The organism is Pantoea sp. SGAir0180 (assembly GCF_043546245.1).
This window is the reverse complement of record NZ_CP028071.1, coordinates 3010871-3025209: the sequence shown is the minus strand read 5'-3', so window position 1 is coordinate 3025209 and position 14339 is coordinate 3010871. Positions and strand designations below refer to the sequence as shown.

The 14339-nt window shown below is 54.6% G+C and carries 14 protein-coding genes; 5 read left to right on the top strand and 9 right to left on the bottom strand.

Annotation, left to right across the window (positions count from 1 at the left end):
- Positions 1-3 precede the first annotated feature (3 nt).
- Positions 4-2709, top strand: a complete 2706-nt coding sequence (secA, locus tag C1N58_RS14330; protein ID WP_394564264.1) for a preprotein translocase subunit SecA — start codon at positions 4-6, stop codon at positions 2707-2709.
- Positions 2710-2842: 133 nt separating this feature from the next.
- A complete protein-coding gene (gene mutT / locus C1N58_RS14325) occupies positions 2843-3238 on the top strand; it encodes an 8-oxo-dGTP diphosphatase MutT (RefSeq protein ID WP_006117686.1) in 396 nt (131 codons plus the stop codon).
- Positions 3239-3269: 31 nt separating this feature from the next.
- Here the strand turns inward: mutT and yacG are convergent, their stop codons facing one another.
- Genes yacG through coaE form a run of 3 tightly spaced genes read right to left on the bottom strand, consistent with a single transcriptional unit; the run spans position 3270 to position 4840 of the window.
- Positions 3270-3467, bottom strand: coding sequence for a DNA gyrase inhibitor YacG (yacG, locus tag C1N58_RS14320; RefSeq protein ID WP_006117687.1), 198 nt, complete (start codon positions 3465-3467; stop codon positions 3270-3272).
- Between the two features lie 8 nt (positions 3468-3475).
- Complete coding sequence (zapD, locus tag C1N58_RS14315) at positions 3476-4219, bottom strand: cell division protein ZapD (RefSeq protein ID WP_006117688.1); 744 nt, start codon at positions 4217-4219, stop codon at positions 3476-3478.
- Positions 4220-4222: 3 nt separating this feature from the next.
- Positions 4223-4840: a dephospho-CoA kinase gene (gene coaE / locus C1N58_RS14310; protein ID WP_006117689.1), complete on the bottom strand. Its 618-nt coding sequence runs from the start codon at positions 4838-4840 to the stop codon at positions 4223-4225.
- A 226-nt stretch (positions 4841-5066) separates the two neighbouring features.
- Here coaE and C1N58_RS14305 point away from each other — a divergent pair, with 226 nt between their 5' ends.
- Complete coding sequence (locus tag C1N58_RS14305; protein WP_394564263.1) at positions 5067-6107, top strand: GMP reductase; 1041 nt, start codon at positions 5067-5069, stop codon at positions 6105-6107.
- Between the two features lie 39 nt (positions 6108-6146).
- Here C1N58_RS14305 and hofC read toward each other — a convergent pair whose 3' ends face one another.
- The 4 genes from hofC to nadC form a co-directional block, all read right to left on the bottom strand.
- A complete protein-coding gene (gene hofC, locus C1N58_RS14300; protein ID WP_394564262.1) occupies positions 6147-7346 on the bottom strand; it encodes a protein transport protein HofC in 1200 nt (399 codons plus the stop codon).
- Positions 7343-8725, bottom strand: coding sequence for a type II secretion system protein GspE (gspE, locus tag C1N58_RS14295; RefSeq protein WP_054688150.1), 1383 nt, complete (start codon positions 8723-8725; stop codon positions 7343-7345). Before gspE ends, hofC begins: the two co-directional genes overlap by 4 nt.
- Complete coding sequence (gene ppdD, locus C1N58_RS14290) at positions 8718-9167, bottom strand: prepilin peptidase-dependent pilin (RefSeq protein ID WP_054688149.1); 450 nt, start codon at positions 9165-9167, stop codon at positions 8718-8720. Before ppdD ends, gspE begins: the two co-directional genes overlap by 8 nt.
- A 174-nt stretch (positions 9168-9341) precedes the next feature.
- Positions 9342-10238, bottom strand: coding sequence for a carboxylating nicotinate-nucleotide diphosphorylase (nadC, locus tag C1N58_RS14285; RefSeq protein WP_033740266.1), 897 nt, complete (start codon positions 10236-10238; stop codon positions 9342-9344).
- Positions 10239-10438: 200 nt separating this feature from the next.
- On the opposite strand from nadC, the gene ampD reads away from it, so the two are divergent.
- Positions 10439-10993, top strand: a complete 555-nt coding sequence (gene ampD, locus C1N58_RS14280) for a 1,6-anhydro-N-acetylmuramyl-L-alanine amidase AmpD (protein ID WP_006117696.1) — start codon at positions 10439-10441, stop codon at positions 10991-10993.
- 2 nt (positions 10994-10995) lie between these two features.
- A complete protein-coding gene (gene ampE, locus C1N58_RS14275; RefSeq protein ID WP_006117697.1) occupies positions 10996-11850 on the top strand; it encodes a beta-lactamase regulator AmpE in 855 nt (284 codons plus the stop codon).
- Here the strand turns inward: ampE and C1N58_RS14270 are convergent.
- Together C1N58_RS14270 and C1N58_RS14265 are read right to left on the bottom strand one after the other, a co-directional pair.
- Entirely contained in the window at positions 11832-12791 is a 960-nt protein-coding gene (locus C1N58_RS14270) for a glycoside hydrolase family 43 protein (RefSeq protein ID WP_054634492.1), read from the bottom strand. The genes ampE and C1N58_RS14270 overlap by 19 nt on opposite strands.
- Complete coding sequence (locus C1N58_RS14265) at positions 12788-14182, bottom strand: glycoside-pentoside-hexuronide (GPH):cation symporter (RefSeq protein ID WP_394564261.1); 1395 nt, start codon at positions 14180-14182, stop codon at positions 12788-12790. Before C1N58_RS14265 ends, C1N58_RS14270 begins: the two co-directional genes overlap by 4 nt.
- Positions 14183-14339: the final 157 nt, after the last annotated feature.

Below are 14339 nucleotides of genomic sequence, written 5' to 3'. Positions count from 1 at the left end.
ACTATGTTAATCAAAATGTTAACTAAGGTTTTTGGTAGCAGCAATGATCGTACTTTGCGCCGCATGCGTAAAACCGTTGATATCATCAATAAGATGGAACCGGATTTTGAAAAGCTCTCTGATGAAGAACTGAAAGCGAAAACGGAACTGTTCCGTGAGCGCCTGATAAAAGGCGAGTCGCTGGAGAGTTTACTTCCGGAAGCCTTTGCAACCGTGCGTGAAGCCAGTAAACGCGTCTTTGGCATGCGTCACTTTGATGTCCAGCTGATTGGTGGTATGGTACTCAACAACCGCTGTATTGCTGAGATGCGTACCGGTGAAGGTAAAACGCTTACGGCAACGCTGCCAGCCTACCTGAATGCCCTGACCGGTAAAGGTGTTCATGTTGTTACCGTCAACGATTACCTGGCCCAGCGTGATGCGGAAAATAACCGCCCGTTGTTTGAATTTCTTGGTCTGAGTGTCGGTATCAACATGTCAGGTCTGCCTTCCGTCGCCAAACGTGAAGCCTATGCAGCGGACATCACTTACGGTACGAACAACGAATATGGCTTCGACTATCTGCGCGACAACATGGCGTTCAGCCCTGAAGAGCGCGTACAGCGTAAACTGCACTATGCGCTGGTGGATGAGGTCGACTCCATCCTCATTGACGAAGCGCGAACGCCACTGATCATCTCAGGTCCGGCAGAAGACAGCTCTGAACTCTATACCAAAGTGAACAAAATCATTCCTCACCTGATCCGTCAGGAAAAAGAAGATTCTGACCACTTCCAGGGTGAAGGCGATTTCTGGGTTGACGAGAAAGCGCGTCAGGCGCACATGACCGAGCGCGGCCTGGTGAAAGTCGAAGAGCTGCTGGTGAGCCAGGGCATTATGGTGGAAGGTGAATCCCTCTATTCACCGACGAATATCATGCTGATGCATCACGTGACGGCTGCGCTGCGTGCACATGCGCTGTTCACGCGCGATGTTGATTACATCGTTAAAGATGGCGAAGTCATCATTGTCGATGAGCATACCGGTCGTACCATGCAAGGACGTCGCTGGTCTGATGGTCTGCATCAGGCCGTTGAAGCCAAAGAAGGCGTTGAAATCCAGAACGAAAACCAGACGCTGGCATCGATCACCTTCCAGAACTACTTCCGCCTCTATGAAAAGCTGGCCGGTATGACGGGTACGGCTGATACAGAAGCGTTTGAGTTCAGCTCCATCTACAAGCTCGATACCATAGTTGTGCCAACCAACCGTCCGATGGTGCGTAAAGATCTGGCCGATCTGGTCTACATGACAGAGAAAGAGAAGATCGATGCCATTATTGAGGATATTCGCGAACGTACCGCGAAAGGGCAACCGGTACTGGTAGGTACGATTTCGATCGAGAAGTCAGAAGTTGTATCAAACGAGCTGACACGCGCAGGCATTAAGCACAATGTTCTGAACGCCAAATTCCACGCCCGCGAAGCGGATATTGTTGCTCAGGCTGGTCAGCCGGGTGCCGTGACCATCGCCACCAACATGGCGGGCCGTGGTACCGATATTATGCTGGGCGGTAGCTGGCATGCCGAAGTCGCTGAGCTGCAGGATCCGACTGAAGAGCAGATCGAGGCGATTAAAGCGGCCTGGCAGGTTCGCCATGATGCCGTGCTGGCGTCAGGTGGCTTACATATCGTCGGTACGGAACGCCATGAATCGCGTCGTATTGACAACCAGCTGCGCGGTCGTGCGGGTCGTCAGGGGGACGCGGGTTCTTCACGTTTCTACCTGTCAATGGAAGATGCGCTGATGCGTATTTTTGCCTCTGATCGTGTTTCTAACATGATGCGCAAGCTGGGAATGAAACCGGGCGAGGCCATTGAGCACCCGTGGGTAACCAAAGCCATTGCCAACGCACAGCGTAAAGTGGAAAGCCGTAACTTCGATATTCGTAAGCAACTGCTGGAATACGATGATGTGGCGAATGACCAACGCCGCGCGATCTATAGCCAGCGTAATGAGCTGCTGGATGTTTCTGATGTCTCGGATACCATCAACAGTATTCGCGAAGACGTCTATAAATCGATTATCGACAGCTACATTCCACCGCAGTCACTGGAAGAAATGTGGGACGTACCGGGACTGGAAGAGCGCCTGCGTAACGATTTCGATCTGGATCTGCCAATCAGTGAATGGCTGGATAAAGAACCGGACCTGCATGAAGAGACGCTGCGTGAGCGCATTATGAAACACGCTGCCGATAGCTATGCGGCGAAAGAAGAGATCGTGGGCGCGGAGATGATGCGTAACTTTGAGAAAGGCGTGATGCTGCAAACGCTGGACTCCCTGTGGAAAGAGCACCTGGCGGCAATGGATTATCTGCGTCAGGGCATCCACTTACGTGGCTACGCGCAGAAAGATCCGAAGCAGGAATATAAACGTGAATCGTTTGCCATGTTTGCCGCCATGCTTGAAACGCTGAAGTATGAAGTAATCAGCACACTGAGCAAGGTGCAGGTGCGAATGCCAGAAGAAGTGGAAGCGATGGAGCAGCAACGTCGCGAAGAGGCAGAGCGTCTGGCGCAGCAGCAGCATCTCAGCCATGTCAGCGAAGATGTGCTGGCGGCCGAGTCGCTTGCCCAGCAGGGCGGCGAGCGTAAAGTCGGACGTAACGATCCTTGCCCATGCGGTTCAGGTAAGAAATACAAACAGTGTCATGGTCGCCTGGCCTGATAACGTGTTGACTGAAAAGGAGCCTCTGGCTCCTTTTTTTTGGCTTTTTGTCCGCTGAACGATGGCGCGGTTAACAACCCGCTTAACATGTTTTAGAATCAGCGCTCATTCACCTACTCTTCAGGATACCTTCATGAAGCACCTGCAGGTTGCCGTCGGCATTATCCGCAATGCTGATAAACACATTTTTCTTGCCCAGCGTGCGGCTTCCTCCTACATGGCCAATAAGTGGGAATTTCCCGGCGGTAAAATTGAAGCGGGTGAAAGCCCTGAGCAGGGTTTAGTGCGCGAACTGCTCGAAGAGACCGGCATTGAGGTGACTGATGCCCGCGCCATTGGCATCAAAGATCATACCTATGACGATCTGCGTGTGACGCTGCATTTTTTCCTGGTCGAAGGCTGGAAAGGTGAACCCTGGGGCAAAGAAGGTCAGCCACAGCGTTGGGTCGAACAGCGGGCGCTGATCGCTGAAGAATTTCCGGCGGCAAATCATGAACTGATAGCGCGTCTGGTGGCAGGCGAACTGTAACAGGGTGGGGCATTATGCCCCACCGCGTGACTTAGCGTTCTTCTTCACTCCAGTTGTCACTGTCGTTCAACTCATCGCTGCTGGGTATGCGCTTTTCTTCCGCAGCCCATTCGCCAAGGTCAATTAACTGACAACGTTTGCTGCAAAACGGCCGCCACGGGCTCAGTTCATCCCAGATAACCGTTTTACCGCACTGCGGACAGTTAACGGTCATAATTTCTTCCTGCATGTTCACCTCTAACAACAGGCCAGTTGGAAGTTGAGGCGCGCAGGGACTTCACCGCGCTCACTGTCCAGTGGCATAAAACGTATCGCAAAACGGCTCTTATGACCGGATACCTGAGGATAAAGTGCGTCCTCTATGTCCAGTTGCAGACGCAGAAGATCGGCGCCTTCGGCATTATCCTGATAAAAACCGTTCAGACTGGTTTGTAAACGGTAAGTGCCCGACTGACGGATTAAATCGAGCAACATGGCCAGTGTGCTGTGCAGCGGTATCAGGGTTTCCATCCAGCTTGTCACCTGCGCATCACGTGTTGTCTGCGGCAGATGCAGCCAGATGTGCAGACCAGGCAGATCGAAACTGCAGCACCCGCCCGGAATACTGAGCCGCTGACGAACCAGAGCAATCAGACGATCTTCCCTCAGTTGCTGCCCCATACGCGGCGCACTGTTAAGCAGAACAGATTGTGCTTTTAGTTTGTCGCGCAATGCATCCACCACGGACATATCGACGCCGGGCACATCCGCCCACGCGCGCAGTTTGGTTTGCTGACGCTCAAGCTCTTTCAGCAACTCGGTGCGCATGTCGCCGCGTTCAAAGATATCCAGCAGTTCGCCGATCAGACGAAAAAAAGTCAGTGCCGTGGCGGTATTTTCCAATGGCGTAACCTGATGCAACTGATCGATCAGGAATTCGACACGCAGCCAGGTGCGCATTTTTTCATTCAGTGGATGTTCAAACAGAACGACTGTACTCATGGATTAATCCTGTTTCGCTGCCGCAAGCTTCAGATAACGCTGATGAAGTCTGGCAACCTGGGGTAGCGCATTTTCAGGCGCGCCACTGTTATCAATAATATCATCGGCACAGGCGAGGCGCTGTTGGCGCGTCGCCTGTGCCGCAAGAATGCGTTTAGCCTGCTCAGGAGAAACGTTGTCGCGTGCGAGCGTACGTTTCAGCTGTGTTTCTTCATCGGTGTCGATAACCAAAACCCGATCGGCCTGATGCTGGAGCTGGTTTTCAACCAGCAACGGCACGACCCACAGGACATAAGGTGAGGTCGCCTGCGCTTTAAGCTGCTGTGTGCGGGCGTTAATCAGGGGATGAAGCAGCGCGTTTAGCCAGTTTTTTTCATCAGGTGCCGCAAAAATAATCTCTCTTAAGCGCGCACGTTGCAGTGTTCCCTGATCGGTCAGAATACTGTCACCATAGCGTGCAACAATCGCCTGCAGAGCAGGCGTGCCCGGCTCGACGACCTCGCGGGCAATGACATCAGCGTCAATGATCGTCACGCCTTCTGCAGCAAAGTACGCGGCAATAGTGCTCTTGCCGCTGCCAATGCCACCGGTCAGCGCCACCGTGTAGGGCGTATCTCTCACTCTCACTCTCTTAGTCGTTCAGTCACAGGTAAGCCAAAGCGTTACGACACGATCATGTTGCGCGTCCGATTTCGTTAGAAAGACGCCGTCGAATCTGATGGATTGTAGCGTAAATAAAGTGAAATTCGCACTCTTGTTGCGGTGCAAATGGCGCGTATCATGAGGTGACTGGCTTTGTGATAACGCCCTTCATGGCGATGAATAACCTCTTACCAGGACATTATGTATGCGCATTGAAGAAGATTTGAAACTGGGCTTTAAAGACGTACTGATTCGTCCAAAGCGCTCCACGCTGAAAAGCCGATCTCAGGTCGAACTGGATCGCAGCTTTACGTTCAAACACTCCGGCCTGGACTGGCGCGGCGTACCTGTTATCGCGGCCAACATGGATACGGTGGGGACTTTTTCAATGGCCGAGGCGCTGGCCAGTTTCAATGTATTAACAGCCGTATACAAACACTACAGTGTGGAAGACTGGCGGACGTTTGTTCAACGCGTACCGGCATCAGTACTGAAATATGTGATGGTATCTACCGGCACCTCAGACGCCGATCTCACCAAACTTATTGCGGTCATGGCCATTTGCGATGACCTGCAGTTCATCTGCATTGACGTTGCCAATGGTTATTCTGAGCACTTTGTCGATTTCCTGAAGCGCGCGCGCGAGATCTTCCCGGGCAAAACGATTTGTGCGGGTAACGTCGTCACGGGGGAAATGGTCGAAGAGTTAATCCTGTCCGGAGCGGATATCGTGAAGGTGGGGATTGGACCGGGCTCAGTCTGCACCACGCGCGTCAAAACCGGCGTGGGATATCCGCAGCTCTCAGCCGTGATTGAGTGCGCCGATGCGGCGCACGGCCTGAATGGGCAAATTGTCAGCGATGGCGGATGCGCTGTGCCGGGTGATATCGCCAAAGCGTTTGGTGGCGGTGCGGATTTTGTCATGCTGGGCGGCATGCTGGCGGCACATGATGAGTGCGAAGGCCGAATTACAGAAGAAAACGGCGAGCGGTTTATGCTGTTTTACGGCATGAGCTCAGAATCCGCAATGAAACGTCATGCGGGAAGCGTGGCGGAATATCGTGCGGCAGAAGGGAAAACAGTGAAACTCCCCTTGCGTGGACCGGTAGAAGAAACCCTTCGCGATATTCTCGGCGGGCTTCGTTCTGCCTGCACCTATGTGGGAGCTGAGCGGCTAAAAGAGTTAACCAAGCGCACCACGTTTATTCGGGTGGCCGAGCAGGAAAACCGCATCTTTTCCCGTTAACCCTGCCTGCTCAGCATGCAGTAAAGGAACGGAGTACCTTTACTGCATGGCCTCACCTAGCCCAAACACAGGCAGATACATGGCGATCACCAGTGTGCCGACAATGCCGCCAATCACCACCATCATCACGGGTTCCAGCGAGGCGGCCAGATTATCGGCCCGCGTCAGCGTTTCTCTTTCATGCCATTCAGCCAGACGCGCCAGCATCACATCCAGTGCGCCTGACTCTTCGCCCACACGAATCAACTGACGACAAAGTGGCGTAAACAGGGGATGCGAGTGCAACGCCTGGTGCAGAGGATTGCCTTGCGCAATGTGCTGCTGAATAGCCCTGATGGCATCCTGCCACAGCCGCGATGACAACGTGACACAGGCCGCATCAAGTCCCTGGAGCAGGGTTAATCCTGCCTGCTGGGTCAGTTGCAACACACTGTAGATTTGCGTCAGTTGACTGCCCTGCCATAGCCCGGCGATAACCGGCACACGCAGCAGGGCGCGTTGCTCACAGCGCTGCCAGTTTTCAGAGCACCGCCGCGCGTGGTACCAGCCCGTCGCCAGCAGGGCAATGCCCCCGATTAACGGCAATCCGCCCGCCTGTAATGCGTCGGACAGGGTGATAACGGCGGCGGTGAAGGCGGGTAAAGGCGCGTCAAACGAGGCATAGACGGAAACAAACTCCGGCAACACAAACAGCAACATACCGCAGGTGACGGCCAACGCCACGAACAGAATAAACAGGGGATAACGCAGGGCTTTCAGAACCTTGGCGCGCAAATGCTGCTGACGTGTTTGTTGCTGCGCCAGTTGTTCGCAGCAGATATCCAACTGACCGGTCAGCTCGCCGACCGCCATCAGCGCAGCAAAAAGTGGCGGAAAAACCTCTGGCCACTGGCGTAATGCCTGCGAAAATGGCTCGCCACGCAAGACGTGATGCTGTAAGGCCTGCATCAACGCCCGCCAGGCGGCATGCGGGTGACCTGATGCCAGCAGATCAAGGCTTTGCGATAAAGGAAGGCCCGCCTTTAGCAGGGTGGCGAGCTGGCGAATGAAATCAATTTTATGCTGTGACCGCCAGTCACGTCGGCGCATCACTTTTTCCCGCTTCTCGCTCACCGGCACTAAGTGCCGGCGCGAAAGGTCGTCAGACAGCGTCTCACTGTCGGGGGCCAGATGATAACCCGTTTGCAGTCTGCCCTGTGTATCTACGGCATACCAGCGATAAAGAAAAAGGTGCGTCATGATTCGAGCCCAATAACGCGCTGCATCTCCTCCAGAGAGGTTTCGCCGCGGCTGACAGCGTCCAGCCCGGAAGCCTGTAGCGTGCGCATCCCTTGCTGTTTTGCCAGCGCCAATACCTCCTCCAGAGGCATTTCGGCGGCGATAGCATTTTGCAGTTTGGCTGTAACGGGCAGGAGTTCGAATAAAGCCAGACGGCCAAAATAACCCGAAAAGCAGTGATCGCAACCCGGTGCCCGCCAGGTTTGTAACGTGCCTGGCCAGACTGACGCCGGGAGATGTGCTACGGCCTGTGCAGGTTCACGACAGTGCGGACACAGGCGTCTGACCAGGCGCTGAGCAATAATCAGGCGCAACGCTGAGCCCAGTAAATAACCAGGAATGCCCATCTGGCGTAAGCGGGTTAGCGTTTCAGCCGTTGAGTTAGTGTGCAAAGTCGAGAGGACAAGATGACCGGTTTGCGCGGCTTTTACGGCAATTTCAGCGGTCTCGCCGTCACGTATTTCGCCTATCATGATGACATCCGGATCCTGGCGAAGCAGCGCGCGTAACACGCGATTAAAATCGAGCCCATACTTTGGATTAATTTGCGTCTGATTGATGCCCGGCAAAGGGATCTCAATGGGATCTTCCACACTGCAAATGTTCTTTCCGGGCTGATTAATCGCGCTCAGTCCGCTGTAAAGGGTAAACGTTTTTCCACTGCCGGTTGGGCCCGTGACCAGAATCAGGCCCTGGGGCTGTGCCAGCGCAGCCTTGAGCAGGCGCAGCGGTGCCGCGGGTAAGCCCAGCGAGTCCAGGGACAGTGTAGCGCCTTCCCGCTGCAGCAAACGTACGACGGCTTTCTCTCCGCCCTGCGTCAGCAACGTTGAGAGCCGAAAGGAAGCGACCTGACCGTCAATCTCATGGCTGAACTGACCGTCCTGTGGCAGACGACGTTCGGCAATGTCCAGTCCGGCCAAAATTTTAAGCCGCGCCAGCAGAGCCGCTGGCTGTATGTCCCGTTGCAGGGGCAGGGGATGCAACACGCCGTCAATGCGCAGACGAATACGCAGGCTGTGCTGATAAGGCTCAATATGGATGTCTGAGGCCCGCCGCTGTGCGGCCTGATGCAGAAGCTGGCTGGCGGTATCGATTGCCGATTCTGTGGCGGCACCCTCTTTAGCACACAAGGGGCTATGCATCGCTTCAGCCTGTTCGAGCCGGGCCTGCGGCCAGCACTCAATAGCGATCTGACACGGGCTGGCAAATTGCAGGGCTTCGGCCAGTCCTGGCGGAACCTGCTCAGCGACAGCAAGACGTAAATGCGTCGCGTTGTGGTCGAGGATGATGGCGCGGTAGCGCTGACAGATCAGCGCTATCGCATCGTCGGGTTTACTCATTTGTGCCCCCACGACTGTCAAAGCGGAATTGTTCCTGACAGTTGTCGCGTAACGTGGTGTTAGTGCTGGTACAGGTACGCTGCCAGACGAGCGTGCCTTCGTTACTGTCCCAGACGGGCAGCATTTCTACGCTTAATCCATTCAGGCTCTCCTGCCCGGTCAGGGTAATCATGCCGTTGACCACGGTGATCGCCGACACGTAACGTGATGTTGTGCCCTGCGGAATACCGCGTTGCCCGGCCTGACACTGTTCAGGCCCGCCGCGTTCAATCGCGCAAAGCTCAACGGCCGTCTTAAAGGGCACCATGATTTGCAGCATGTCGGTCAGCGCGGCGCGCTGCAGATAATTTTGATAGGCAGGCAGCCCGATAGCGCTGAGGATCGCCACGATGCCGACCACAATCATTAATTCAACCAACGTAAATCCTTGTTGATAGTGCATATGTGCCTCCTGAGTAAGAAGGCCGCAGTCTAGGAAGACGCTGTCGGTAATAACAGCAGGAAATCCGGAGAGTGGAAAAGGGCAGGCAATAAATCTGGTGGGTTACAGGAACAGGACTACGTCACTGGACGCTGGTGCACAAAACAGGCCGTGCCGGCGGCACGGCAACAGAGATTATTGCGCCTGAAAGCGCATCGACAGATCCAGAGCACGCACATGCTTGGTCAGCGCGCCGACAGAGACATAATCCACACCGGTCTCGGCGATGTCCCGAATCGTCGTTTCGGTGACGTTGCCTGACACCTCCAGTAGCGCACGACCAGCCGTGATCTTCACCGCCTCGCGCATCGCCTGAAGGGAAAAATTGTCCAGCATGATGATGTCGGCCGCCGCAGCCAGTGCCTCTTCCAGCTCTTTCAGCGATTCAACTTCGACTTCCACAGGGACATCCGGATAAAGCCAAAAGGCTTTTTCGACGGCCTGACGAATTGAGCCGCTGGCAATAATATGGTTTTCTTTAATCAGAAACGCATCGGACAGGCCGAGGCGATGATTACTGCCGCCACCGCACAGTACGGCGTATTTCAGCGCTGTTCGCAGGCCTGGCAATGTTTTGCGTGTATCCAGAAGCTGTGTCTGTGTGCCTTCCAGCAGCGCGACATAGCGGCTGACTTCCGTGGCGACGCCGGACAAGGTTTGTACAAAATTCAATGCGGTGCGTTCGGCCGTCAGCAACAGGCGGGCTGGCCCGTCAACCTCAAACAGGGGTTGATCCGGGATAACATGTTGTCCATCTTCCACATGCCATGTCAGGGCAGTGTGTGCGCCTAACTGGTTAAACACCTCTTCGACCCAGCGTTTACCACAAAAAACACCGGCTTCACGGGTAATAACCTGAGCATGTGCCCGACTGTCGGCTGGCAGGAGCTGTGCGGTAATGTCGCGGTCGCTCTCTGTCTCACCGCCGAGATCTTCCTTTAATGCGCGTTCAACGGCTTCGGGGATATCATTTTCAATACGTTCAAGCAGCGCCTGATGGCGACTGTCCGGATCATAGCGACGCACAGACATACGCGTTCCGCTCCAGTAAATGTCAGGTAACAGAGGCGATTACCATAGCCTGAATAGCGCGAAGGCACCAGTCCTTAGTCACTTTTTGTTTAGTATACTTAACATGTGCGTTTATCAGCCCGATAGTGCAACGCATTTTGACGCAATAATCCCTTAAAATTCATGCTATTCTCAAACCGGTCCTGCGAAGAGAATCCAGCATGAAAGTAGAAAAAGGTTGGCTGTCCGGTGTGCGACAGGTGCCGTCCCCCCATTGTAATGATCGGCCGCATAATGAAGCGCCATCCCTTCTGGTCATTCACAATATCAGCCTGCCGCCCGGCGAATTCGGCGGCCCGTGGATTGATAAACTGTTCACCGGCACGCTGCCTGCCGACGCGCATCCCTACTTTGCTGAGATTGCTCATCTGCGCGTTGCGGCGCACTGCCTTATCCGACGTGATGGCGAAATCGTGCAATATGTCCCCTTTGATAAACGTGCCTGGCACGCTGGCATCTCGCAGTTTGAGGGGCGGGAAAACTGCAACGACTTTTCAATTGGCATTGAACTGGAGGGCACGGATATTGAACCTTATACCGAGGCACAATACGCCGCTCTGCATCAGGTCACGCAGACGTTGTTAGCCCATTATCCGTTAACGCCTGCGCGCATTACCGGCCACAGTGATATTGCACCGGGACGGAAAACCGATCCCGGCCCGGCGTTTGACTGGGACGATTTTAAACAGCGGTTACAGCAACAAAAATTGGAGTAACTATGACGTTATTTACCTTGTTACTGGTTTTAGGTTGGGAACGGCTGTTTAAGCTGGGGGAGCACTGGCAACTGGATCACCGGCTGGAGCCTGTGTTTCGTCGCCGTCAGCACTTTTCGGTGATGCGCACACTGCTGATGCTGATTATCGCGATGGGCCTGACCGCGCTGGTGGTCGGGAGCCTGAAAGGCATTTTGTTTGGTATTCCTCAGCTTCTGTTCTGGATCGTGGTGGGGTTACTGTGCATCGGAGCGGGTGTGGTGCGTCAGCACTATCATACGTATTTGCAGGCGGCGAGTCGTGATGACGCCGCGGCACATCAGGCCATGGCGGCAGAGTTAACCCTGATCCACGGTGTGCCTGTTGAGTGCAGCGAACGCGAATTCCTTCGTGAGCTTCAGAATGCGCTCATCTGGATTAACTTCCGTTTCTATCTGGCACCGATGTTTTGGTTCGTGGTGGGCGGTGCCTGGGGACCGGTGTTACTCGTGGGGTATGCGTTTTTACGCGCCTGGCAAAGCTGGCTGGCAAAACACTGCACGCCCATGGCCCGCTCTCAGTCTGGCGTGGACAGCATTCTGCATGTGGTTGACTGGCTCCCGGTGCGGCTGGCGGGCGTTGCCTATGCGCTGCTGGGGCACGGTGAGAAAGCCTTGCCTGCCTGGTTTGCCTCGCTGACGGACAGGCATCACTCGCAGTACCAGGTTTTAACCACGCTGGCGCAGTTTTCGCTGGCTCGCGATCCGCACAGCGATAAGGTCGCAACGCCACGTGTCGCCGTGGCGCTGGCGAAGCGCATTTCGCTGGTGCTGGTGGTGGTTGTGGCGTTGCTGACCATTTACGGCACGTTGGTGTAGTCGGCAGGGGGAACCCCGAAGTCGGGTGTGCCATCCTCACGCCAGTGAAAATATTTCAGACGCGTATGGCGATTACCGTCCCAAAGGGGATCGCCCTCAATTTCTGTATAATTGCGTGCGTGATAGACCAGCAGATCGCGCCCGTCCTCATCCTGAGTAAAACAACTGTGTCCCGGTCCATACTGGCGGTTTTCCCAACTGGTTGCAAAGACCGGACGCGCTGATTTCTGCCAGGCCATCGCGTTCAGCGGATCGGCATCACGCGGAATGGAAAGCAGGCCCATGCAGTAGTTTTCATCCGTTGCGCTGGCAGAATAGGTAATAAACAGCCAGTCACCATGCACTATAGCGGCCGCGCCTTCGTTGACGCTAAACCCCGCGCACTCCCATTCATATTCCGGACGGCTCAGCATCACCGGTTTGCCTTTGAGCGTCCATGGATTACGCAATTCAGCCAGATAGAGGTTGGAATTGCCTGGAATTGCAGGATCTTTCTGCGCCCATAAGTACCAGTTCTTCCCCTGGTGAACAAAGTGGGTGGCATCCAGCGCAAAACTGTCGAGATGACTTAACACCTGGCGCGGGGGCTGCCAGTGGCCACTGAGCGGGTCGTCATCGTTGCACACCAGCGCGTACATCCGGTGCTGAAACAAGCCATCTTTGATATCGCGCGAAGGCGCTGCGGCAAAATAGATAACCCAGTGTTCTGCAATACGATGCAACTCCGGTGCCCAGATCAGCTCACTGAACGGCCCAATATCGGGTTTACGCCAGACCACGACCGGTGTCGCGGTGCGTAAGGCCGTTAGCGTGCTGGCACGACGTAGCTCAAGACGATCATATTCCGGTACGGAAGCAATAAAGTAATAGTGTTCTCCGTGGCGCAGGATAAACGGATCGGCGCGCCGTTCAATAAAGGGGTTGGGCCAGTTTTCGCTCATTTCAACTCTCCAGTCGGAAGCTCGGTAGGGTGTTTTTCGTGCGCCTGAATCTGGCGGAGGGCAAGATCGCGTTGAATGGTTTGCATTAATGTGCGATCCACTTTCATCAGTCGCACCACGCCCGCGGTAATCAAATAGCCAGCCCCGGGGATAACGGTAAACAGCAGGACAATGCCGTTGAGCGCGTGAGCCGATTGCTGTTTCGCACCCGCATCATAACCGTAAGCCGAGAGCAGAAAACCGACCATCGCCCCCGCGACGGCCAGTCCGACCTTGAGAAAGAACAGATTGCCTGAAAAGCTGATGCCGGTAATACGCTTACCGGTTTTCCATTCACCGTAATCGTCCACATCCGCCATCAAAGACCAGTGTAAAGGGGAGGGAATTTGATGAAGAACATTAAGCAGAAAGTAAGCGATAACGACTGTCACGGTGGCGTGGGGAGCAAGCCAGTAGAAACCGCAGGAGAACAGGGCAAGGGCGATATTGGTCCAGAAAAAGACTTTCAACTTACACCAGCGGTCGGTGAGGACTTTTGCCAGCGTGCTACCCAGCATCATGCCAACCACCCCCAGGCTGATAAACAGCGTGGCAAAGTGCGCCGTTTGTCCCATGACCCAGGTCACGTAATAGAGGGTTGCTGCCATACGAATAAAACCCGGGCAGACATTGCAAAGTGTCAACAGCAAGATGCGCACCCACTGATCGTTCTTCCACACATCACGCAAATCGTTTTTCAGATCATCATGAGTAGGGACGGCAGGCTGAATACGTTCCCGCACGGTGGCGAAGCAGAACAGAAACATTGCCAGTCCCACCAGGGCCAGCACAGCCATCGCCATCTGATAACCCCGCGCCTTGTTCTCACCGCCAAACCATTCCGCCATCGGCAGCAACGACAGTGACAGAATCAGGGTGGCAATGCCGACCATGACAAACCGGTACGACTGGCAGGAGACACGCTCACCGGGATCGTTAGTCATGACGCCACCCAGCGAGCAGTAGGGGATATTAATGGCGGTATAGGCCAGGGACATGAAAAAGTAGGTGGTAAAGGCCCAGATGACCTTGCTGGGATAGCTCCAGTCTGGCGTGGTAAACATCAGTACACTGAATATAACGTAGGGCACTGACACCCACAGTAACCAGGGACGGAAACGCCCCCAGCGGCTTTTGGTACGGTCAGCTATCGCGCCCATTATCGGGTCGGTGATGGCATCCAGAATGCGCACCGAGAGTAACAGCACGCCCACTAAGGCCGGTGCTAAGCCAAAAACGTCGGTATAGAAATAGCTGAGGAACAGCATGACAGCGCCACCGATCATGTTGCACCCCGCATCACCCATGCCATAGCCCAGCTTTTCTCTGAATGAGAGGGGGTTATCTGTCATTGTTGTAACCTGCAGAGGAATTAAACATAAAAGGATTATTAATGTTTAATCCACAGGCGGTGCGGCACGAAATTGTTGGGATGATGGACAAAACAGCCGTGCAGGGAGAAGTGTGAGCAGGGTCGGGTTTACCGACTGCCTGCCCGCCGCTTTCTGT